Origin of the sequence: Thermus altitudinis, assembly GCF_022760835.1 — a bacterium.
Lineage (GTDB): Bacteria > Deinococcota > Deinococci > Deinococcales > Thermaceae > Thermus > Thermus altitudinis.
On sequence record NZ_JAKTNQ010000001.1, the window covers coordinates 167,914 to 188,718 of the forward strand.

At 65.3% G+C, this 20,805-nt stretch carries 17 protein-coding genes, 1 other RNA gene and 1 riboswitch; of the genes, 7 read left to right on the forward strand and 11 right to left on the reverse strand.

Annotated features, from left to right (window positions below; all coding sequences use genetic code 11):
* Positions 1 to 57 precede the first annotated feature (57 nt).
* Positions 58 to 2,649: a MalT transcriptional regulator family protein gene (locus L0D16_RS00835; protein ID WP_243029447.1), complete on the forward strand. Its 2,592-nt coding sequence runs from the start codon at positions 58 to 60 to the stop codon at positions 2,647 to 2,649.
* 117 nt (positions 2,650 to 2,766) lie between these two features.
* Here the strand turns inward: L0D16_RS00835 and secD are convergent, their stop codons facing one another.
* The 6 genes from secD to rimP form a co-directional block, all read right to left on the reverse strand.
* The gene (gene secD / locus L0D16_RS00840) at positions 2,767 to 4,974 is read right to left on the reverse strand and encodes a protein translocase subunit SecD (RefSeq protein WP_243029448.1); all 2,208 of its coding nucleotides are present in this window, start codon (positions 4,972 to 4,974) and stop codon (positions 2,767 to 2,769) included.
* Positions 4,975 to 5,100: 126 nt separating this feature from the next.
* Positions 5,101 to 5,448 (reverse strand): hypothetical protein, encoded by a 348-nt coding sequence (locus L0D16_RS00845; protein WP_243029449.1) that lies wholly within the window; start codon positions 5,446 to 5,448, stop codon positions 5,101 to 5,103.
* 38 nt (positions 5,449 to 5,486) lie between these two features.
* Positions 5,487 to 7,202, reverse strand: coding sequence for a translation initiation factor IF-2 (gene infB, locus L0D16_RS00850; protein WP_243029450.1), 1,716 nt, complete (start codon positions 7,200 to 7,202; stop codon positions 5,487 to 5,489).
* On the reverse strand, positions 7,171 to 7,449 hold the full coding sequence (locus tag L0D16_RS00855; protein ID WP_243029451.1) for a YlxR family protein: 279 nt from the start codon (positions 7,447 to 7,449) through the stop codon (positions 7,171 to 7,173). The genes infB and L0D16_RS00855 overlap by 32 nt, the downstream gene beginning before the upstream one ends.
* A complete protein-coding gene (nusA, locus tag L0D16_RS00860; RefSeq protein ID WP_243029452.1) occupies positions 7,449 to 8,612 on the reverse strand; it encodes a transcription termination factor NusA in 1,164 nt (387 codons plus the stop codon). The genes L0D16_RS00855 and nusA overlap by 1 nt, the downstream gene beginning before the upstream one ends.
* Before the next feature lie 32 nt (positions 8,613 to 8,644).
* Positions 8,645 to 9,070, reverse strand: coding sequence for a ribosome maturation factor RimP (gene rimP / locus L0D16_RS00865; protein ID WP_243029504.1), 426 nt, complete (start codon positions 9,068 to 9,070; stop codon positions 8,645 to 8,647).
* Between the two features lie 158 nt (positions 9,071 to 9,228).
* On the opposite strand from rimP, the gene ssrA reads away from it, so the two are divergent.
* The 6 genes from ssrA to L0D16_RS00895 all read left to right on the forward strand — a co-directional run bounded on the left by ssrA (position 9,229) and on the right by L0D16_RS00895 (position 15,741).
* Positions 9,229 to 9,574, forward strand: a transfer-messenger RNA (tmRNA) gene (gene ssrA / locus L0D16_RS00870).
* Between the two features lie 576 nt (positions 9,575 to 10,150).
* A riboswitch (FMN riboswitch) is annotated at positions 10,151 to 10,271 on the forward strand.
* 2 nt (positions 10,272 to 10,273) lie between these two features.
* Positions 10,274 to 11,407 (forward strand): bifunctional diaminohydroxyphosphoribosylaminopyrimidine deaminase/5-amino-6-(5-phosphoribosylamino)uracil reductase RibD, encoded by a 1,134-nt coding sequence (gene ribD, locus L0D16_RS00875; RefSeq protein WP_243029453.1) that lies wholly within the window; start codon positions 10,274 to 10,276, stop codon positions 11,405 to 11,407.
* Positions 11,407 to 11,991, forward strand: coding sequence for a riboflavin synthase (locus L0D16_RS00880; RefSeq protein ID WP_243029505.1), 585 nt, complete (start codon positions 11,407 to 11,409; stop codon positions 11,989 to 11,991). The genes ribD and L0D16_RS00880 overlap by 1 nt, the downstream gene beginning before the upstream one ends.
* Entirely contained in the window at positions 11,991 to 13,190 is a 1,200-nt protein-coding gene (locus L0D16_RS00885; RefSeq protein WP_243029506.1) for a bifunctional 3,4-dihydroxy-2-butanone-4-phosphate synthase/GTP cyclohydrolase II, read from the forward strand. The genes L0D16_RS00880 and L0D16_RS00885 overlap by 1 nt, the downstream gene beginning before the upstream one ends.
* 28 nt (positions 13,191 to 13,218) lie before the next feature.
* The gene (locus L0D16_RS00890; RefSeq protein WP_243029454.1) at positions 13,219 to 15,321 is read left to right on the forward strand and encodes a VWA domain-containing protein; all 2,103 of its coding nucleotides are present in this window, start codon (positions 13,219 to 13,221) and stop codon (positions 15,319 to 15,321) included.
* A gap of 78 nt (positions 15,322 to 15,399) precedes the next feature.
* Positions 15,400 to 15,741 (forward strand): hypothetical protein, encoded by a 342-nt coding sequence (locus L0D16_RS00895; RefSeq protein ID WP_243029455.1) that lies wholly within the window; start codon positions 15,400 to 15,402, stop codon positions 15,739 to 15,741.
* Here the strand turns inward: L0D16_RS00895 and L0D16_RS00900 are convergent.
* The 5 genes from L0D16_RS00900 to lysS all read right to left on the reverse strand — a co-directional run bounded on the left by L0D16_RS00900 (position 15,695) and on the right by lysS (position 20,804).
* Entirely contained in the window at positions 15,695 to 16,183 is a 489-nt protein-coding gene (locus tag L0D16_RS00900) for a PaaI family thioesterase (RefSeq protein ID WP_243029456.1), read from the reverse strand. The two genes, L0D16_RS00895 and L0D16_RS00900, sit on opposite strands and share 47 nt — an antisense overlap.
* Entirely contained in the window at positions 16,180 to 16,599 is a 420-nt protein-coding gene (locus L0D16_RS00905) for a cobalamin B12-binding domain-containing protein (protein WP_243029457.1), read from the reverse strand. The genes L0D16_RS00900 and L0D16_RS00905 overlap by 4 nt, the downstream gene beginning before the upstream one ends.
* Before the next feature lie 9 nt (positions 16,600 to 16,608).
* A complete protein-coding gene (locus L0D16_RS00910) occupies positions 16,609 to 18,264 on the reverse strand; it encodes an acyl-CoA mutase large subunit family protein (RefSeq protein ID WP_243029458.1) in 1,656 nt (551 codons plus the stop codon).
* Between the two features lie 191 nt (positions 18,265 to 18,455).
* Positions 18,456 to 19,328, reverse strand: coding sequence for a cation diffusion facilitator family transporter (locus L0D16_RS00915; RefSeq protein WP_243029459.1), 873 nt, complete (start codon positions 19,326 to 19,328; stop codon positions 18,456 to 18,458).
* Positions 19,329 to 20,804: a lysine--tRNA ligase gene (gene lysS / locus L0D16_RS00920; protein ID WP_243029460.1), complete on the reverse strand. Its 1,476-nt coding sequence runs from the start codon at positions 20,802 to 20,804 to the stop codon at positions 19,329 to 19,331.
* Between the last annotated feature and the right edge of the window lies 1 nt (position 20,805).

Below are 20,805 nucleotides of genomic sequence, written 5' to 3' on the forward strand. Positions count from 1 at the left end.
CTGGGGCGGAGTCAATGGGCCATTGCCCGGAGGCCTGGATACTAGGAGAATGTGAGCATGCCCTATCCGGTGCCCCCCTCGAGGCTCCTCCCCCCGCGCACGGCCAAGGAGGTGCGGCGGGACCGCCCTCGGCGCTTGGTGGAGGAAGCGTTCCGCCATAGCCCGGGGGTGGTCCTAGCCGGAGGGGCGGGGTACGGGAAGACCAGCCTGGCCTCTGAGTTCACGGGGGTCTACCTGGCCCTGGCAGAGGAGGCCAAGGACCCGGCGGTTTTTCTCTGGCACCTCCTGGCGGCCTACCGGGAGCGGGTGGGGTTGGCTGAGGTGGCGGGGCTTTTGGAGGCGGGGGCCTGGCCTCGTGCTCTAGAGGCCTTGATCCAAGCCTTGGAGCCTCTGGGCTCCCACCTCTTGGTTCTGGATGAGGCGCATCGGGCAGAGAGTCCCGGGGTGCTTAGGGTGGTCCAAGGGCTAGTGCGCCTTCCGGGTATAAGGCTTCTGCTCCTCTCACGGAGGGCCACGCCCTTTGCCTTTTTCACGGTGTTTTCCGAACGGGAGCTGGCCTTTGATCCCCAGGAGGCCTGCCAGCTGGCCAAGGCGTTGGCCCCGGAGCTTCCGGCCTTTGAGGTGGAAAGGGCCCTCTCCCTGGTGAAGGGATGGCCCTTGGGTCTCCGGGTTGCCCTTTTGGCCATGCGGCGGGGGCTCAGGCCAGAGCTGGCTTTGGAGAGCGCCGAGGGGCTTTTGGCCTATCTGGCCTATGGCCTTCCTCGGGGGGTGTTGGAGGCGGCCTCGAGGCTGGCCCTTTTGGGGGAGGTCCCAGAGGCGGAAGGCCAGGCCCTCTTACCCTTTGCCGAGGACCTTCTGCTAGAGAGGCGGGAGGGGAAACTCTACTTCCATCCCCTGGTGCGCAGTGCCCTCAAGACCCTTCTTCCCGAGGCGGAGGCCCGGGGGCTCCTCACCAAGGCGGCGGAGGAGGCCCTAGCCCGGGGGGAGGGGATTCGGGCAGCCGAGTTCCTCCTGGAGGCGGGAAGGCTCGGCCACGTGGCGGATCTTTTGGCGCAGGAGGGGTTCTCCTGGTTGGCCCGCGGCCTCACCTACACCGTCTTGCGCCTCCTGGCCCACCTGCCGGAAGCCTTGCGGCGAGGGCGGCATAAGCTCGACCTCTTGGAAGCGGAGGCCTTGCGCCAGGCGGGGCGCTACCAGGAGGCGGAGGCTGCCTACCAAAAAGCCCTGAGGGCAGGGGAGACCCGGGCTTACCTGGGCTTGGCCCGGCTTTTCCTGGACACGGTGGAGCCGGCGCGAGGACGTCCCTACCTGGAGGAGGCTTTGAAGCTCTTCCCAGAGGAAGCCCGCCCCCTTTTAGCGGAGAACCTCCTGAACGAGGGCCAGGTAAAGGAAGCTGAGGCCCTTGGGCTTTCTGGGCCTCGGCTTCTCCTTAGGCAGGGAAGGCCAGGGAAAGCCTTGGCCTTGTTGCGGGAAAGCGCGGACCCTGGCTTGCATCGGCCACCGCAAAACCACCGGGAGGGAACCCTTCTCCGGGCTCTTTTGGAATGCGTGGCCGGGGATGCGGAAGAGGGCCTTCGCTGGGCGGAGCGGGGTCTGAGGGAGGCCGAGGTGCTAGGAAGTCCCTTCGGCATGAGCCTGGCTCAGGCCAGGCGGGGGCATGCCCTTTTGGCTTTAGGGCGCCTTGAGGAGGCCGGTGCGGCTTATCGGTCCGCCCTGGCCATGGCCGAGGGGGGTCCGGCGCGGCTCGAGGTGGAGGCTTTGGGGGGCCTAGCCGCCTTAGGGGATGAGGGAGCCTATAAGGAGATGGTGCGCCTGGCCCGGACCGCAGGGGATCTTTGGGTGGAGGGCTTTCTCACGCTCATGGTGGCGATGGCCTGGCTTCGCCGGGGACTGGTGTTCCCCCTACCCGCCCTACCCCTCCTGGACCCGTTTCTTCGGGCGTTGATGGGGGCCTATCCCTTCCGGGATGGTTGGGAAAGCCTGCTGCTGGCTTACCCCTTCTTGGCTGGAAGAACGCTGTTCTCTCCCCCTATTGCCCGGGTGCGCCGGGCCCTTTGGCGGCTCGGTCGCCTTGGGGTCCCCTACCATCCAGGGGTCCGGGTAGAGATCCGGGTGCTTGGGGGGTTTGAGGTCCGGGTGGAGGGACGCCCCGTGCGCTTCCGCCGAGATAAGGCCCGGCTACTCCTGGCCCTTTTGACGGCTTCGGACTGGGAGAAGGAGGACCTCCTGGAGGCCTTGGCGGTTTCCCCGGGGGAGTTCCGGGTGCTGTGGTGGGAGGTGGTGAACGCCCTGGAGCCGGGGCGTCCCAGGGGCGCCAAGCCCTATTTCCTGCGCCAAAAACCCTATGGCCTCGTTGGCGAAGTCCCGGAACTGTACGTGGACCTTTGGGATCCCGAGGCTCCCCTTGCCCCACCCTATCTGGGTTTGGACCACCCTTTTCTTGAAGACCAGGCCAGGGCCTATTTGGAGGAACGGCGGCAGGCCCTTTTGCAAAGCCCGAGGTTTGAGGACTGGCTTTTGGCCTTGCGCCTGGATCCCCTGGATGAGGAGGTTCTGCGGCGGCTTTACGGCACCCCGGCCCAGGAGGAGGCCCTTCGCCTTCGGCAGAGGGCATTGGAGGAGTTGGGCTTGGAGGCAGGAACCCCTTAAACCGGCGCCTGGTCAATACCTCGGCCCCTCTCAACGGAGCTGGGATGGAAGGTAACCCAAACCCGGGGATCCCTTTTCGTCCCCGGGTTGGGGTTGTTGCCTTCTTCCGGGCGGTCTCTAAGTGGATTTCTTGGCCTGGCGCTGGCGCAACTCTTTCCAGAACACCACCATGGCGCTCACCACGTAAATGGAGCTGTAGGTGCCCACGAAGATGCCCACGAAGATGGCCAGGGAGAAGTCCCTGAGGACGCTTCCCCCGAGGAAGAGGAGGGCGATGATGGGCAGGAGGGTGGTGAGGCTGGTCATCACCGTGCGGGAGAGGGTCTGGTTGATGGAGCGGTTTACCATTTCCCGGTAGGGGATGCCCCGCATGAGCCTTTGGTTTTCCCGAATACGGTCGGAGACCACGATGGAGTCGTTGATGGAGTAGCCCACGATGGTGAGGAGGGCGGCGATGGTGGGGATGGAGAACTCCAGGCCCAAAAGGCTATACATCCCCGCCACGATGGCCACGTCGTGGGCCACGGCCAGGACGCTGGCTACGCCAAAGGTCCAGTCAAAGCGGAAGGCCACGTAAATAAGGATGAGGCCTAGGCCCACCAAGACGGCCATCACCGCATTGCGGCGAAGCTCCGAGCCGATGGCCGGACCCACGGTTTCCGAGGTGAGGACGCTCGCCTTAAGCTCCCCGGCAAAAAGCCGCTCCAGCTCGAGGCGCTTTTCGTCGGGAAGGGGCGGGAGCTTAAGGGAGAACTCCCTGTAGTCGGCGGTGGGGGCCTGTACTTGGGTGATGACGGCCTCCTTGGAGGGAAAACCCTTGGCTTCTAAGAAACGCCTTAGGCTGTCCACCCCTACCTCGGGGCCGGTGCGCAGGGTATACGCCGTCCCCCCGGTGAAGTCAATGGAGTAGTTGAACCCCTTTGTAAAGACCACCCCGGCGGCCAGAACCGCCAGGAGCAGCGTGGCTAGGGTGATGAAGCGGGCCGGGCCCATGAAGTTGAACTGGGGGTTCACCAGCCACATGGGAGGCTTGATCTCACCCCGGTCCGCCATGCGCTCCAGGAGGTAGCGGCTGAAGACCAGGTTGGAGAAGACGCTGGCCACCACCCCGATGGCCAAGACCACGGCGAAGCCCCTGACGGGGCCGGTGGCGTACTGGTAAAGGGCGGCAGCGGCCAACAGGTGGGCAACGTTCACGTCCAGAATGGTGAGGGTGGAGTGCTTGAAGCCCTCGGGGATGGCCTGGCGGAACCTCTTCCCCGCCCTAAGCTCCTCCTTGATGCGCTCAAAGGAAAGCACGTTCCCGTCCACCGCCGCCCCCAGGGTGAGGACGAGACCGGCGATGCCGGGGAGGGTAAGGGTGGCCCCTAGGCCGGAAAGGAGCCCCAGGATCAGCACCGAGGTGTAGACGAGGCCCAAGGAGGCCACCAGGCCCAGGCTTGGGCCGTAGTAGGCGAAGATGAGGAGGAAGATGGCCAGGGTGCCGATGAGGGCGGAACGGATGCCGGCTTGGATGGCATCCTGGCCCAGGGTGGGGCCTATGGAGCGGATCTCCGCCACCTCCAGGGCTACGGGTAGGGCCCCGGAGCGCAGGACCAGGGCGATCTCGCTGGCCTCCTCGAGGCCGGAAAGCCCCTCAATCACCGCCTGGCCCCCGGTGATGGCCTGCCGTATGACGGGGGCGGTGTAAACCTTGCCATCCAGGACGATGGCGAGCCGTTTGCCCACGTTGGCCCGGGTGACCTCCTCAAACTTTTTGGCGCCTTCTGGGGTGAAGGTGAGGGAGACCTGGGGGCGGCCGAACTGGTCAAAGACCGCCCGGGCATCGGCCAGGTCCGCACCCGTGAGAAGGGCTGGGCCCAGGTCTTCGGGCTTGATGAGGTCCTTTTCCAGCTCTTCCCGCTTAAGCCTGGGGTTTTCCCTAAGGGCCTGGTTGATCTGGGCCACGGTGGTGCCCGTAGCCCCCTCTTTGAGGATGCGGAACTCCAAGACCGCCCGCTGGCCGATGAGCTTAAGGGCCCGGTCCTGGTCCGCCTGGGAGAGGCCTGGTAGCTCCACCACAATGCGCTTTTGCCCCTGGATCTGGATCAGGGGTTCCGCCACTCCCAGGGCGTTGATGCGGTTTTCCAGGACGGTACGGGCCTTTTCCAGGTCGTCGGGGGTGGGGCTTTCCACGGCGGCCTCGAGGAGGATGCGCAGGCCTCCTTTAAGGTCCAGGCCCAGCTTTACCTTGGGCTCCCCTGGGGCCCAGGGCTTCCAGACCATGAGGAGGGCCAGCAGGAAAAGGCCAAGGAGCAGAAGTCCGTTGAGAAGCTTGCGGTTCATACGGTTTCCCTTCGGTTACACATGTGCCTGATTCGGTATCAGAAGCGCCTGAAGCCATAGAAACCCTACTTAAGGTGCGCCGGATGGCCTTTGGGGCTGGAGCCGGCGCCGGAGGGAACCCAAGCCTTAGCCTCCATCCATCTGGAGGCGGCCGTAGAGAAGGTAGAGGTGGGATGGGGAAAGGGTCCCTGGCACGGGCGGTGGGGCCTTTCGGTTCTGGGGTTTGCTGGGGAGATGGGGAGGCCGGGTGGGAGCCTGGGCCAAGGAGGTGGTCCCGCTCCCTTGCCGTTCCTCCTTCAGGACCCAGGCGGGCCCCTTCGCATGAAGCCCTGCTTCCGCCTTTCCCCTGTCCGGGGGTGGTGGGGGCAGGCCCTGGAGGGCGAGGGCCAGGATGGCCAGGACGAGTCCCGGCCTTCCCCAGGCACCCCCCAGGATCGGCTGCCCGGGATACCCCAAGGGGAGGCTAGGGGCCATGGGATGCCTCCTGAGGGAGGACCACCGCCGGGAAGCTCCTACGCCGGCACCTCCACCATCTGGAAAACCTCAAGGACATCCCCTTCCTGGAAGTCGTCGAACCCCTCGAGGCCAATGCCACACTCGTAACCCTGGGCCACCTCCCGCACGTCTTCCTTGAAGCGCTTCAGGCTGGCCATCTTGCCCTTCCAGATCTCCTCCCCCTTGCGCAACACCCGCACCTCGGCACTCCGCACCACCTTGCCCTGGGTGACCATGCATCCTGCCACCTGTTTGCCTCCGGGCAGGCGGAAGATGGCCCGCACCTCGGCCCGGCCCAGGACCTCCTCCTTGTATATGGGCTCCTTTTGCCCCTTCACCATGGCCCGGACCTCGTCGATGAGGTCGTAGATGATGCGGAAGGTTTTGAGGAGGACCCCCTTTTGCTCCGCCGCCTTCTTCACGGCACCGGAGGGGTTTACCCCAAAGGCCAGGATGGCGGCGTTGGCGGTCTGCGCCAGGAGGACATCGGACTCGGTGGGGGCCCCCACCTGGGCCAGGAGGACGTTGATCTTCACCTCCTCGGTGCTCTCCTTGGCCAGAATGTGCTGGATGGCTTCCAAGGACCCTTGGGTATCCGCCCGCAGGATGAGGTTCACCTCTTTCTGCCCCTCCTCCTGTAGGGCGCGCAGGAGGTCGGCCATGGTCCTGGGGCGGCGCTCCCTTTCCGCTTCTTCCCGGGCCCTTCGCTCCTCCTTTCGCTCCTCGGTAATCTCCTTGGCCGCCTCGAGGTCCGGCACCCATTCCACCACATCCCCAGCGTGGGGAAGTTCCTGGAAGCCCAGGACCTGCACGGCGCTACCCGGTCCCGCTTCCTTGCGCTGGTTGCCGTCGGCGTCCATCATGGCCCGGATGCGGCCGTACACCTCGCCGGCCACCACGTAATCCCCCACCCGGAAGGTGCCCTCCTGGACCAGCATGTTGGCGATGATCCCCGCCTGCTTGTCCAGCCGGGACTCGAGGATAACCCCCCTAGGTTCGGCGTTGGGGTCGGCCCGGTAGTCCTCCAGCTCGGCGATGAGAAGGATCATCTCCAAGAGGTCCTGTACCCCCTGGCCGGTCTTGGCGCTGATGGGCACCACGATGGCCTCCCCCCCGTACTCCTCGGGCACGAAACCCCGCTCCATGAGCTGCCGTTTGACCCGGTCGGGGTTGGCCTGGGGCAGGTCCATCTTGTTGAGGGCGAAGAGGATCCTGGCCCCGGCGGCCTTGGCGTGGGCGATGGCCTCGTCCGTCTGGGGCATGATCCCGTCGTCGGCGGCGATGACGATAACGGCGATGTCCGCCACCTTGGCCCCCCGCTGCCGGATGGTGGTAAAGGCCTCGTGCCCCGGGGTATCTATGAAGACCACCGTGCCCTGGGGAGTCTTCACCTCAAAGGCGCCCACGTGCTGGGTGATCCCCCCCGCCTCCTTCTCGGCGATGCGGCTTTTGCGCAGATAGTCCAGCAGGGTGGTCTTCCCGTGGTCCACGTGGCCCATGATGACCACCACAGGAGGCCTTCTAGGAAGGGCTTTCCTGCGCTCTTCTTCGGCCAGCTTTTCCTTTAGACCCCGTTGCTCCTTGACCAGTTCCCGCACCGCCTCCGCATCCTCCTCGGAAAGGGTGGAGGCGTGGGATTTGTAGGGAACCCCCATCTGGTCCAGGAGTTCCAGCAGCTCCTCGTTGGTCATGCCCAGCTCTTTAGCCAGCTGGTAGATGCGTATTTTGGCCATCCGTACCTCCTAAAAGGGTGGTAAGCGCTTCCGACAAGGCCTTCGCCCGGCCCCCGGCAAAGCGTCGGAGTTTCTTTTCCGTCCAGCACTCGGGGTTGTCGGGGCAGACATAGGCCCCCCTGCCCGGCAGTTTCCCCGTGGGGTCCAGGCGAAACCCCTCCGCCGTGAAGAGAATCCGCAAAAGCTCTCCCTTAGGCCGCCTTCTGCGGCAGGCCACGCACATGCGGATGGGGATGTGCTGCGCCATTACTCGGAAAGATTCCGGAAGAGTTTCTCAAACTCCTCTTTGGCCCGGCTGGTGGTTTCGGTTTCCTCCCTGGCGGCCTTGCGAATGGCCTCGTCCAGGTCGGAGATCTCTGCCTCCTCAAAGTGGATCTCGTACCCCGTGAGCTTGGAAGCCAGGCGTACGTTCTGCCCCCCGGTGCCGATGGCCAGGGAATGCTGGTCCTTGGTCACCTTGACCCGGGCCTTCTGCCCATCGGGGTCCAGCTCAATGGAACCCACCTGGGCGGGGGAGAGGGCGTTGCGGATGAACTCCTTGGGGTCCTTGGCCCAGAGGATGATGTCCACCTTTTCCCGGCCCAGTTCCGCGGAAACCGCCTGGATGCGTTGCCCCTTGTGGCCGATGCAGGCCCCGATGGGATCCACGTTGGGGTTGTGGGTCATCACCGCCACCTTGCTGCGGCGGCCGGGCTCGCGGGCGATGGCCTTGATCTCCACGATGCCCTCGGCGATCTCGGGGACCTCCTGCTTCAATAGGTGTTCCAGAAGCTTTTCGTGGGCCCGGCTCACGATCAAGGAAGGGCCTTTGGCCGAGCGGTCCACCTTCTTCAGGTACACCTTGAGGCGTTGGCCGGGATAGTACCGCTCGGTGGGGATTTGCTCGCTCTTCGGAAGGTAGGCCTCTCCCCGGCCCAGCTCCACGAAGACGTTGCCCCGGTTGTCCACCCGGGTCACCACCCCCGTGAGGACCTGGCCTTCCTTGTCCTTGTACTCGTTGTAGATGCGGTTGCGTTCGGACTCCTTGAGGCGCTGGGTGAGGATCTGGCGCAGGTCTTGGATGGCCATGCGGGAAAGGCCCTCGGGGTCAATGGGGAACTCCATCTCATCGCCCACCTGGACCTCGGGGTCGTACTCCAGGGCTTCGGAGAGGGCGATTTCCTTGTCGGGGTCCTCCACCTTCTCCACCACGCGGCGGACCTCCACCATCTCAATGCGCCCGGTCTGGGGATCAATGTAGACGTCCACCTCCGGGCCCTTGCCGGCATCTATCTCTTCCTTGCGGTATCCCTTCTGCCGCTTGATGTAGGCCTTGCGCAGGGCTTCCTTGAAGGCCTCGAGGACCTCCTCGGTGGTAACCCCCCGCTCCAAGGCCAGCTGCTGCATGGCGTCTATGAATTCCCGGTTCATCTCTCCTCCCTGTATCCCGTCTGTAGTGTTGTCTACCTAGGCTCCTCGGGCCACTCGGCGAGGTTGGCGCGGAAGGTACCGATCCTGAGGCGTTTTTCCTCCTGGCCCACCTGGAAGACCACCACGTCCTCCTCCACCCGGAGGATGCGTCCCACGAAGCCTTCCGGCCCCGGCACCTTGGCCTTAAGGCCTTGGAAGCGCTCAAAGTGTCGGCGGGTGAAGAGGGGGCGCTTGGGGCCGGGAGACTCCAGCAAAAGGCGGTAGCTTCCCGGGATGGGGTCCTCCCGGTCAAAGACCGCCTCAATGGCCCGGCTGGCCTGTTCCAGGTCCGCCACGCTGATGGGCCTCTCGTCCTTACGTTCCAGGCGGACCAGGACCTCCCCGGGGGCTTCCCGCACCTCCAGGACCTCGAGGTCCAGGGGCCCTACCGCTTCCTCCACCAACCGCCAAAGGTCCACAGGCACCTCCCTACCTCCCTTCACAAAGGAAGGGTGGGCTTACACCCACCCCCCTCCCTTGGGAGCACTGGGCTCAGTTTACACCCAAAACCCCCTTGACTACAACCCCTTTAGCCTGTTACACTCAAGTTTGCCGGTCCGAGCCCGGCTTAGGACATGGGGGTGAACGGTCTCGACGGGGGTCGCCGAGGGCAGGTGGCGCGCCGAGGTGCGGGTGGCCTCGTAAAAACCCGCAAACGAATAAAGGCCAACAAGCCTGCTTACGCTCTCGCGGCTTAAGACCGCGACCCCGCCCGGAAGCCCTGCCGGGGGCTCACGGTAGCGGGGACACAAACCCGGCTAGCCTTGGCTAGGCTCCGTAACCCAAGGCGAAAACAAGCGGAGCTTGCCCTTGGCCGCCTGTCCGTGGGCTAAGCCAGGGGGACACCCGAAACACGGACTACGCGCGTAGAGGCCTGCCGTAGGGACTTTCGGACGGGGGTTCGACTCCCCCCACCTCCACCAAGGGGATAGGGGCCTTTACAGGCCCCTTATTTTGTTTTGGCTATATTGTGAAGCGTCTGCGGCTGAGCCCATAAGGGAGGGGTTGGCGCGCTACCTGGCCTCCCCTTCTCCTAAGTCCTTGGGCAGAAGGACACCCGGGTCCCAGGCCGTAGGGCAGAGGCCTGGTGGGAGAGGGCATGGGGAAAGGAGCGTTGTGGTCCTGGATACCTCTGCCCTGTAGGCCTTCCTGAAATGCGTAGAGGAGGTCATAAGGGGGCCGACCGGGCCCCGTATCCTTCCGGTGGCCATCTGGGCCGAGGTGACCCGCTGGGTGGAGCGTGGGATGGGCTAGGGGGCCCGGAGGGCTTCTCTCCAGGCAGGACCTACCCAGCGTGCGGACGCGGGTACGCCGGTACCAGGACCTCCCTTTGGGTTTCTCCGAGGCCGCCATAGGGGTGGCAGGTTTGTCCTTGGAAGTTCTGGTTTCTCCCCCTGGGTGCCCACTTTCGGGTATCGGCCCGGGCCGAGGGTCTGAGGGTAGGGCATCCCAACTTGTGACCTTCCTGGTGGTTGTAAAGTGGGGTTGGTGCCTGCGGGCACCTCCTTCGGGGCGGGGTGGAAGTCCCCACCGGCGGTGAAAGCCCGCGAAGCCCCTTTGGGGCCCGACCCGGTGGAATTCCGGGGCCGACGGTGAAAGTCCGGATGGGAGAAGGAGGGTCTTTGCGAGAGCTGGACGAGCGTTTTCTCCGTAGGGCGTTGCAGCTGGCCGAACGGGCTCGAGGCCACACCCACCCCAACCCCTTGGTGGGGGCGGTGCTGGTGCGGGATGGGCGGATCGTGGGGGAGGGGTACCATCCTAAGGCCGGGGAGCCCCATGCGGAGGTCTTTGCCCTAAAGGAGGCAGGGCCCTTGGCCCGGGGGGCTACCGCCTATGTTTCCTTGGAGCCCTGCAACCACCATGGCCGCACCCCTCCTTGCTCCCTAGCCCTTTTGCAGGCGGGGGTGGCCCGGGTGGTGGTGGCGGCCCAGGACCCCAACCCCTTGGCCCAAGGGGGTTTAGAGCGCCTTCGGGCGGGGGGGGTGGAGGTGGAGGCGGGGCTTCTGGAGGCCGAGGCCCGGGAACAGAACGAGGTCTTCTTCCACCGGCAAAGAAAGGGCCGGCCCTTTGTGCTCCTCAAGGCGGCCCTTACCCTGGACGGCAGGGTGGCGGCCTTGAGCGGGGATGCCCGCTATGTTTCCTCGGAGGAAAGCCGGCGCGTGGCCCAGGCCTACCGCCAGTGGCTTCCCGTGGTGATGGTGGGGGTGGGAACGGTCTTGCAGGACGATCCCTGGCTCACCGTGCGGGAGCCCGACTTCCGCCCCTTCCCCCTCATGCTGGAGCCCCCGCCCCTTAGGGACCCGGTGAAGGTGGTCCTGGACACAGAAGGCCGCACCCCTCCTACCGCTCGCATCTTCCAGAAGGGGCCCCGGGAGGAGCCTGCCCAGGTGTACGTGTTGGTGGGCAGAGGCGCTCCCAAGGAGCGGCTTAGGGTCCTCGAGGGGGTGGATGCCAGGGTGGTGGAGCTTCCCCGGGAAGGGGAAAGGGTGAGCCTGGAAGCGGCCTTGGCCTTCCTGCTGGAGGAGGGCCTGGACGGGGTCTTGTTGGAAGGCGGTCCCAGGCTGGCCGGAGCCTTTTGGCAAAGGGGCTTGGTGGATAAGCTGGCCCTTTTCGTGGCGCCCAAGGTCTTGGGGGAGGGGAAGGGGTTGTTGGAGGGGTTTGCCGTGGAGCGCATGGCCGAGGCCAAAGGGCTCAGGCTGGTGCGTAGGGAATGGCTGGGAGAGGATCTTTGGCTGGAGGCCTATCCGGAGGGATGATGTTCACGGGACTGGTGGAGGAAACGGGCGAGATCGTAGGGGTGGAGGAAGGGCCCTTCCTCAGGGTGCGGATTGCCGCCCAAGAGGTGCTTTCCGACCTTAAGGTAGGGGATTCCGTGGCCGTGGACGGGGTCTGCCTCACCGCGGTGGCGGTGGATGGGGAGGGGTTTTGGGTGGAGTTGGCCCAGGAGACCCGGCGCCGCACCGCCCCCACCTGGCGGGTGGGGCACCGGCCCAACCTGGAAAGGGCCCTTAGGGTGGGGGACCGGCTTGGGGGGCATTTCGTCACCGGGCATGTGGATGGGGTGGCGGAGGTGGTGGCCATCCGGGAGACCCCAGGGGCCCGGGACTACTACTTCCGCACGCCGCGGGAACTGGCCCGCTACATCGCCGAAAAGGGGAGCGTGGCCCTAAACGGGGTTTCCCTCACGGTGGCGGGGCTGGAGGGGGATGCCTTCTTCGTGACCCTGATCCCCCACACCCTAAGGGTCACCAACCTGGGAAGCCTGAGGGTGGGGGATGGGGTGAACCTGGAGGTGGACCTCATCGCCCGTTACCTGGAACGATTGATGAAGGGGGAATGATGGAGGGTTTGGCCAGCGTTAGGGAACTCCTGGAGGAACTCCGCCAAGGCCGCCCGGTGATCCTGGTGGACGACGAGGACCGGGAAAACGAGGGCGACCTCATCATGGCGGCGGAACACGTGACCCCGGAGTGGGTGAACTTTATGCTCAAGGAGTGCCGGGGCCTGCTTTGCGTGGCCCTCACCGAGGAGCGGGCCCAGGCCTTGGACCTGCCCCTCATGGTGGAGAGGAACCAGGATCCCCAGGGCACCCGCTTCACCGTGAGCGTGGATGCTCGAGGAACCAGCACGGGGATTTCCGCCTTTGAGCGGGCGGCCACCCTTAGGCTTCTGGCTGACCCCGGGGCCACTGCCCAAGACTTCCGGCGTCCGGGGCACATCTTTCCCCTAGTGGCGAGGCCCGGCGGGGTCCTGAGGCGGGCCGGGCACACGGAGGCCACGGTGGACCTCCTGCGCCTGGCGGGGCTTACCCCTGTGGGAAGCCTCATTGAGATTCTCAAGGAGGATGGCAGCATGGCCCGCCTGCCGGACCTGCTACGCTTCGCCAAGCGGCATGGACTAAAGGTGGGCACCATTGCCGACCTCATCCGCTATCGCCTGGAGAAGGGGGATCTCTACGTGAGGCGGGAGGCGGAGGCCCTTTTGCCCACCCGGTTTGGCGAGTTCCGCATCCTGGGCTACCGGGATAGCCTCACCGGGGAGGAGCACGCTGCCCTGGTCATGGGAAGCTGGGAGCCTGAGGAGCCCATCCTGGTGCGCATGCACTCCGAGTGCCTCACCGGGGATGCCCTGCACTCCTTAAGGTGTGATTGTGGTTTCCAGCGGGACCTGGCCCTGGAGCGGATTGCCCAGGAGGGGAAGGGGGTTTTGGTCTACCTGAGGCAGGAGGGGCGGGGAATCGGCCTCATCAACAAGATCCGGGCCTACCACCTGCAGGACCAAGGGCTGGACACGGTGGAGGCCAATCTGGCCTTGGGATTTCCTCCGGATCTACGGGACTACGGGGTGGGGGCCCAGATCCTCTACGACCTGGGGGTGCGCAAGATGCGCCTTCTCACCAATAACCCCCGCAAGGTAAAGGCCCTTTCCGGCTTCGGCATAGAGATCGTGGAGCGCCTTCCCTTGCGGGCCGGGGACAATCCCCACAACGAGCGGTACCTCCAGGCCAAAAAGGAGAAGCTCGGGCACTGGATGGACTGAGGGGTTCCCCCAGCCCTAGCATGAGGCTATGCTCCGGCTAGGGGTTCTCGTGCTTCTCCTCTTGGCCTTCCTGGGCCCCGCATGGCCCCTACCGGGGCGGGTGGTGTACCTCTTGGACTTTTCCCCTTCCGCTCGGGATAGCGTTTTTGCCCTAGCGGAACGTTTGCCTAGGGATGGGATCTACCTGGCCTTTGCCGAGCGGGTGGCCCGGCTACCCTCACCCACCGCCCGTAGGCTGGACCTTGGGGAAGGGACGGACCTGGGGGCGGCTTTTAGGGAGGCGCTAGCCCTTAGGCCTGACCGGGTGGTGCTGGTCTCCGATGGGCTCTTTGCCCCCATACCGGCGCCTTTCCCCCTGGATGCGGTGTACGTGCCCCCCAAGCCCCATGTGGCGGTGGGGCTTTTGCCCCCGCCTTACCCGCTTTATGGGGAGACGGTGGGGGTGGGGGTGGTCCTCGAGGCCCCCGTGCCCGTGGAGGCCCGGCTTAGGGTGGAGGGTCCTGGGGGGTCCGTGGAAAAGAGTCTCCGGGTGGAGGGTCGCAAAACCCTGGCCTACACCTTCTCCCTTACGGAGAAGGCCCAGGTGCGGGCGGTGGTGGAGGGCGCCTGGGGCAGGAGCGAGGCCCAGGTGAGCCTGGAACCTGCCGACCGCGGCCAGGCCCTGGTGCTGGGGGATCCGGCCTTGGCCCGTTACCTGGAGGCCCAGGGTTTTCAGGTGGAGGAGGGCCCCTTCCGCCTGCCCTTGGAGGCCGACCTGGTGGTGGTGGGCCTGGGGGTCCTGGACCTTCCCCCAGGAGCCCCCGAGGCCCTAAGGGAGTATCTGCGCCGGGGGGGAGGGCTTCTTTTCACCGCCACCCCCAAGGGCCTTTTCTTCGGTGGCTGGGACCGGGTCTTGCCGGAAGACCTTCCCTTAAAGCCCCTGGGCCGTAAGGGGGCGGCCTTGGTCCTGGTCCTGGATGTTTCCGGAAGCATGGAGGGGGAGAAGCTTTCCCTGGCGGTGGCCGGGGCCTTGGAACTGGTGCGGTCGGCGGCGCCGGAGGATTACCTGGGCGTGGTCCTCTTTTCCTCCACCCACCGGGTGCTGTTCCCTCCGCGACCCATGACCGAGCAGGGCAAAAAGGAGGCGGAAAGCCTTCTCCTCTCCGTGCGGGCTGGGGGTGGGACGGTCCTAGGCCCTGCCTTCCGGGAGGCGGTCAGGCTGCTTCAGGATGTGCCCGTGGAGCGCAAGGGGGTTTTGGTGCTGAGCGACGGTCTCATCTCCGATTCCCAGGACCCCATCCTGTTCCTGGCGGAGGCCTCGGGCCTCGAGGTGAGCACCATGGCCTTAGGTCCTGACGCCGACCGGGCCTTCTTGGAGAAGCTGGCCCAGCGGGGTGGGGGGCGGTACTACCAGGCGGCCACCGCCCAGGAACTTCCCCGGCTTTTCCTGAGGGAGGGGCAGGAGGTGTTCCAAGGCGAGCGCCTGGAGGGCCGTTTCCCCGTGCAAGCCAGGCCCCATCCCCTCACCCAAGGGTTTTCCCCACCCCCCCTTTCCGTTCTCCTGCCGGCCCGGGCCGAGCCCTGGGCGGAGGTGCTTGTGGAGAGCGAGGGGCGGGCGGTTTTGGCCATGGGGGAGCGGGGGGAAGGGCGGGTGGCCGCCTTGGCCACCGACCTTTCCCGGTCCTGGCGAGGTTGGGAAGGGGCTGCCCCCTTTTTTGGGGGGCTTGCCCGCTACCTCATGGGAAGCCAAAAGGCCCTGGCCCTCTATACCTACCCTGAGGGGCACCAGGTGCGTGCCGTGGTCCTGGGCCGTTTAGAGAACCCCCTTTTCCTTAGCGGGGGAAGGGAGGTGCCCTTGGTGCCCACGGGTCCGGAGCGGTACGAGGTGCTGGCTGGGGAACCGGGGGTGCTCTTAGACGGGAAGCGCCGCCTTCCCCTAACCCTACCCCTTCCCGGGGAGTGGACCCCCAGGGATGGGGAAGGGATTCTCAGGGCCCTGGCCGAGACCTCTGGGGGAAGGCTTCTGGCCCTCGAGGATTTGGGAAGGGTGCCGCTTTCCTCCTTGCCCCTTCGCCCCTACCTCATCGCCTTAGCCCTGGCCCTCTTCCTCCTGGAACGTTTTCGGGAGGCGCGATGGGGTGCGCCCAAGTGAGGGCCCTCGAGCCAGGGATTCGGCCCTCTTGTGCCGAGATCACGCCCTAGGCTTTGGGGGCGACCCTATCCTAAGGCCATGCACTGGGATGACGAGTGGGAGAGGTGGTTCCTGCAGCAGGCCCAAAGGAGGCGCCAGGAGGAGAAGCCCTTGCACGACCGCATCAACCAGCTGGAGGCGGCCCTTTACGATGCCCAGCAAACCCTTCGCCATCTCCAGGCGGAAAAGCAGGAGTGTTATGAGCGCACCCAAGCGGTGGCCATAGGCCAGGTGTTTCCCGGCCCCGAGCTTTTCGCCTTGAAAAAGACGCTGGAAGAGGCTTGGCTGGAGCTGGTGTTGGTGGCCTCGCCAAAGGCCGAGGCGCTTTCGGAACTCATCCGTGTTTTGGAGCGCTATTTTCCAGACCAAAACCCTCGGTGATCTGCACCAACACCGCTTCCCCCCGCACGGTGAGCACGCCTTCCGCGTAAAGCTCGGTTTCCACCACCACCTTTTTCCCCTTCACCTCCTTGGCCCGGCCCACCAGGAGGAGTTCCGGGCCCAGGGGGGTGGGCTTTAGGTAGTCCACCTTGAGGCTGGCGGTGACGAAGCGGAGGGGATGGCGTTCCAGGTCCAGGCCCTCGGCCTGGGCCTTAGCCGCGGCGGCGGTGGCGGTGGAGTGGCAGTCCACCAAGGAGGCCAGAAGCCCCCCATACACGTACCCAGGGATGGCGGTATGGTGGGGGCTTGGGGTGAAGCGGGTTTCGCTCTGGGCCTTTTGGGGGTGCCAGTGGGTTTTGATGTGGAGGCCCATGGGGTTCAGGTAGCCACACCCATAGCAGTGGGCCCATTCCGGTGGATAGTAAAGCTGGATGGCCTTCATGCTAAGCCCTGGGCCTGCCAGCGCTCCGGCACCGCCCGCCTTAGGAAGTCCACGATCTCCTGGGTGCTGGTCCCGGGGCCAAACACCGCCGCCACCCCTAGCTCCTTCAGCCTGGGCACGTCCTCGTCGGGGATGATCCCTCCCCCGAAGAGGAGGATGTCCGAGGCTCCCCGCTCGTCCAAAAGCCTTTTAACCTCCCGGAAGTAGTGCATGTGGGCCCCCGAGAGGATGGATAGCCCAATGGCGTCCACGTCCTCCTGGATGGCCGCCGAGACGATCATCTCGGGGGTTTGCCGTAGGCCGGTGTAAATGACCTCCATGCCGGCATCCCTTAAGGCCCGGGCCACCACCTTGGCCCCACGGTCGTGGCCATCCAGCCCGGGCTTGGCGATGAGCACCCGTATGCGCCGGTCCATAACCCCATCCTAAACGTAGGCGGGCTCCTGGTAGGTGCCGTACACCTCCCGCAAGACGTCCATCATCTCCCCCAGGGTGCAGTAGGCCAAGGCGCACTCCACGAAGTGGGGCATGGTGTTCTGCCCTTCCGCCGCAGCCCGGCGCAGGCCAGCCAGGGCCTCTTCCACCCGCTTTTGGTCCCGCTCCCGGCGCACCCGGGCCAGGCGCTCCGCCTGGACCCGTTCCACCTCGGGGTCCACCAGCTGGATGGGAACCTTCAGGGGAATCTCGTCGGTGAAGGCGTTCACCCCTACGATGATCCTCTCTTTGCGCTCCACCTCCTGCTGGTAGCGGTAGCTGGCCTCGGCCAGCTCCCGGAGGAAGTAGCCCTCCTCAATGGCCCGCACCACCCCTCCCATGCGGCGGATCTCCTGGATGATGGCCATGGCCTGGCGCTCCATCTCGTCGGTGAGCCACTCCACGTAATAGCTCCCCGCCAAGGGGTCAATGGTGTGGGTGACCCCGCTTTCGTAGGCGATGATCTGCTGGGTTCTCAGGGCGATGGTGGCGGATTCCTCCGTGGGCAGGGCCAGGGCCTCGTCGTAGGCGTCGGTGTGGAGGCTGTTGGTGCCCCCAAGGACGGCGGCCAGGGCCTGGATGGCCACCCGGGCGATGTTGTTGAGGGGTTGCTGGGCGGTGAGGGAGACCCCAGCGGTCTGGGCGTGGGTGCGCAGGGCCCAGCTTTGCGGGTTCTTGGCCCCATAGCGGTGGCGCATCTCCTTGGCCCAGATGCGCCTTGCGGCGCGGAACTTGGCGATTTCCTCAAAGAAGTCGTTGTGGACATCAAAGAAGAAGCTGATCCTGGGAGCGAACTCGTCGATGTCCAGGCCACGCTTGAGGGCGGCTTCCACATACTCAAACCCGTCGGCCAGGGTCCAGGCCAGCTCCTGCACCGCCGTGGAGCCCGCTTCCCGGATGTGGTAACCGGATACGGAGATGAAGTTCCACTTGGGGACGTTCTTAGGCCCCCACTCAAAGGTGTCGATGACCAGCTTCACGCTGGGCTCTGGGGGGAAGATGAACTCCTTTTGGGCGATGAACTCCTTCAGGATATCGTTTTGGATGGTGCCCCCAAGCTTTTTCCAGTCGTAGCCCTTTTTCTTGGCCACCGCCAGATACATGGCCCAGATGGCGTTGGCGGGGCTATTGATGGTCATGGAGGTGGTGACCTCCTCGAGGTTGATCCCCTCAAAGAGGATCTCCATATCCGCCAGGCTGGATACCGCCACCCCGCACTTGCCCACCTCTCCCTTGGAGAGGGGGTGGTCGGAGTCGTAGCCCATGAGGGTGGGCAGGTCAAAGGCCACGCTGAGGCCGGTTTGGCCCGCCTTTAGAAGTTTCTTGAAGCGCTCGTTGGTCTGCTCGGCGGTGCCGAAGCCGGCGAACATGCGCATGGTCCAGAGCTTGGACCGGTACATGGAGCCGTAGACCCCCCGGGTGTAGGGGTATTCCCCGGGGTAGCCCCGCTTCTCCTCGTACTCGGGGTCCAGGACCCCGATGTCCTCGGGGGTGTAAAGGGGCTCTGGGGCGATGTCCGAAAGGGTGCGGTGGGCCACGGGCCTTTCGGGCATCTTCTCCAGGCTCTTCTGGTACGTCTCCCTGAGCCAGTCGTGCTTCTTGCGCATGGGCCCTCCCTTGGGCCATATTCTACGCTTTTGTGCGCCCAAGGAAAAGAGCGTTATGCCATCCCTGCCGCCGGCGCGCCCGGCCCAGGGCTATCCAGGGGTTAGGGCTCCAGCCCCGCCTTTCCCAGGGGGCCAGGGTAGGGGGGAACGCCCTGCGAGAGGTCTTCCCTGGGCCTTGGGCCGCAGCTTCCTCACCCCGGGCGTTTACGCTCGCTTTCGGGTTCCACGTGGATGGTTACGGCAAGCCCGGGGAAACTCCTCTCCAGAACCCTTTCCAGCTCATCGCAGAGCCGGTGGGCTTCTTCCACCGTCATGGACCCCGGCACCACCAGGTGGAACTCCAAAAAGGCCCGGTTTCCCGCCTTGCGGGTCTTTAGGTCGTGGACCTCCAGGGCCCTTTCCCGCAAGGCCTGGCCAATGGTTTCCCGGATCCGCCCCACCTCTTCTGGGGGGAGGCCCTCGTCCATAAGCCCCCCCACGGACTGGCGCACCAGGCGGAAGCCCATGAGGAGGATGTTCCCCGCCACCAATAGGGCCAGGAGGGGGTCCAGCACCCATAGCCCCGTGGCCCAGGCCAGGCCCACGCCGGCCAGCACCCCCACGGAGGTCAGGACATCGGAAAGCACATGGTACCCATCGGCGGTGAGGGCCGGGGAGCGGAGGAGCCTTCCCTGGCGGATGAGGTGCCAGGCCAGGAGCCCATTGAGGAGGGAGGCCACGAGGCTGACCAGTAGACCAGGCCCCAGGCCCTGGAGGGGCTTGGGCTCCAGGAGGCGGGGGATGGACTCCTTGGCGATGAGGAGGGCAGCCAGCACCACCAAGACCCCCTCCAGCACCGCGGAGAAGTACTCGGCCTTGGTGTGGCCAAAGGGGTGGGTTTCGTCGGGGGGCCTCTGGGCGAAGCGGATGGCGAAGAGGGCCAGAAGCGCGGCCGCCACGTTCACCGTGGACTCGAGGGCATCGGAAAGAAGGGCCACCGAGCCGGTGAGCAGGTAGGCCACCCCCTTAAGCCCTAAGACCAGGAGGGCCACCAGGAAGCTGAGGCGGGCTGCCCTTTCCGCCACCTAGGCTTCTTCCTCCACCAGCTCCCGCTTGGGCTTGAGGAGGGGGAAGAGGAGGACATCCCTTAGGGAGGGCTGGTCGGTGAGGATCATGGCCAGGCGGTCCAGGCCCAAGCCCAGCCCCGCGGCCGGGGGCATGCCGTATTCCAGGGCCAGGAGAAAGTCCTCGTCGGGCTCGGGGGCCTCCTCGTCCCCTTCACGTCTGCGCCTGGCCTGTTCCAGGAAGCGCTCCCTCTGGTCCAGGGGGTCGTTGAGCTCGGAGTAGGCGGGGGCCAGCTCCATCCCGGCCGCATAGAGGTCCCAGCGCTCGGTAAGGCCGGGCTTTTCCCGGTGCCGCTTGGCCAGGGGGCTGATGGCCAAAGGGAAGTCAAAGACGAAGGTGGGGTTCTGGAGCTCAGGCTCCACGTAGATGCCGAAAAGCTTGTCCAGGAGCTTGTAGCTGGGGACATGGGCCAGTTCCGGGTGGTGGGCATCGGCAAAAATCCTGAGCCTTTCCAGGTCCAAGGGGTCAAAGGGAAGGCCCGCCTTTTCCTTCAGGGCTTCCACAAAGGAGATGCGCCTAAAGGGTGGGGTGAAGTCCAGAGTCCGGCCCTGGTAGGGGACCCGGTAGGAGCCAAAGAGGTGGAGGACCAGGCCGGAAAGCAGTTCCTCCACCAGCTTGGCCATGTCCTGGTAGTCGGCGTAGGCCCAGTAGGCCTCCAGCATGGTGAACTCGGGGTTGTGGTTGTGGTCTATGCCCTCGTTGCGGAAGTTCCGCCCGATCTCAAAAACCTTTTCAAAGCCCCCCACCAAAAGGCGCTTCAGGTAGAGTTCCAAGGAGATCCTCAGGTAGAACTCGTGGTCCAGGGCCTTGTGGTAGGTTTTGAAGGGCCTGGCCTCCGCCCCGCCGGTGGTGGGCTGGAGGATGGGGGTTTCCACCTCCAAAAACCCCCGCTCCTCAAAGAAGCGGCGAATGTAGCGCACCATGGCCGTGCGCCGTTGGAAAATCTCCCGGACCTCGGGGTTGACGATCAGGTCCAGGTAGCGCCGCCGGTAGCGCACCTCCTTGTCCTTGATCCCGTGCCACTTGTCGGGGAGGGGGTGGAGGCTTTTCACCAAAGGGGTCCAGGAGAGGACCTTTACCGTAACCTCAGCGGTCTTGGTGGTGAAGACCGTGCCCCTGACCCCAAGGATGTCCCCCACATCCAGCTTTTTGAGAAGCCCATACTGGGGGGTCAGATCCTTCTGAAAGTAAAGCTGAATCCTGCCGCTTCCGTCCAGGAGGTGGGCAAAGGTGACCTTGCCCATGCGCCTAAGGGCCACGATGCGCCCGGCCAGGGCCACCTCTTCGGGCCACTCGCTTTCCGGGGGGGCCCCCTCCTTGGCGGATAGGATCTCCTTGGCGCTGTGGGTTTTGGGATACCGGTAGGGGTAGGGTTGAAAACCCGCCTCCACCAGGGCTTCCAGGTTGAGTAGGCGTTGCCGTGTCTGCTCGTTCATG

What these genes read in the sequence shown, in the direction of transcription:
- L0D16_RS00855 (WP_243029451.1), bottom strand. Translation starts at nt 7,449, where the DNA reads ATGGCGCAGCACATCCCCATCCGCATGTGCGTGGCCTGCCGCAGAAGG.
- infB (WP_243029450.1), bottom strand. Translation starts at nt 7,202, where the DNA reads ATGGCCAAAATACGCATCTACCAGCTGGCTAAAGAGCTGGGCATGACC.
- L0D16_RS00835 (WP_243029447.1), top strand. Translation starts at nt 58, where the DNA reads ATGCCCTATCCGGTGCCCCCCTCGAGGCTCCTCCCCCCGCGCACGGCC.
- lysS (WP_243029460.1), bottom strand. Translation starts at nt 20,804, where the DNA reads ATGAACGAGCAGACACGGCAACGCCTACTCAACCTGGAAGCCCTGGTG.
- L0D16_RS00905 (WP_243029457.1), bottom strand. Translation starts at nt 16,599, where the DNA reads ATGGACCGGCGCATACGGGTGCTCATCGCCAAGCCCGGGCTGGATGGC.
- nusA (WP_243029452.1), bottom strand. Translation starts at nt 8,612, where the DNA reads ATGAACCGGGAATTCATAGACGCCATGCAGCAGCTGGCCTTGGAGCGG.
- secD (WP_243029448.1), bottom strand. Translation starts at nt 4,974, where the DNA reads ATGAACCGCAAGCTTCTCAACGGACTTCTGCTCCTTGGCCTTTTCCTG.
- L0D16_RS00890 (WP_243029454.1), top strand. Translation starts at nt 13,219, where the DNA reads ATGCTCCGGCTAGGGGTTCTCGTGCTTCTCCTCTTGGCCTTCCTGGGC.
- L0D16_RS00895 (WP_243029455.1), top strand. Translation starts at nt 15,400, where the DNA reads ATGCACTGGGATGACGAGTGGGAGAGGTGGTTCCTGCAGCAGGCCCAA.
- L0D16_RS00845 (WP_243029449.1), bottom strand. Translation starts at nt 5,448, where the DNA reads ATGGCCCCTAGCCTCCCCTTGGGGTATCCCGGGCAGCCGATCCTGGGG.
- L0D16_RS00880 (WP_243029505.1), top strand. Translation starts at nt 11,407, where the DNA reads ATGTTCACGGGACTGGTGGAGGAAACGGGCGAGATCGTAGGGGTGGAG.
- L0D16_RS00885 (WP_243029506.1), top strand. Translation starts at nt 11,991, where the DNA reads ATGGAGGGTTTGGCCAGCGTTAGGGAACTCCTGGAGGAACTCCGCCAA.
- L0D16_RS00910 (WP_243029458.1), bottom strand. Translation starts at nt 18,264, where the DNA reads ATGCGCAAGAAGCACGACTGGCTCAGGGAGACGTACCAGAAGAGCCTG.
- L0D16_RS00900 (WP_243029456.1), bottom strand. Translation starts at nt 16,183, where the DNA reads ATGAAGGCCATCCAGCTTTACTATCCACCGGAATGGGCCCACTGCTAT.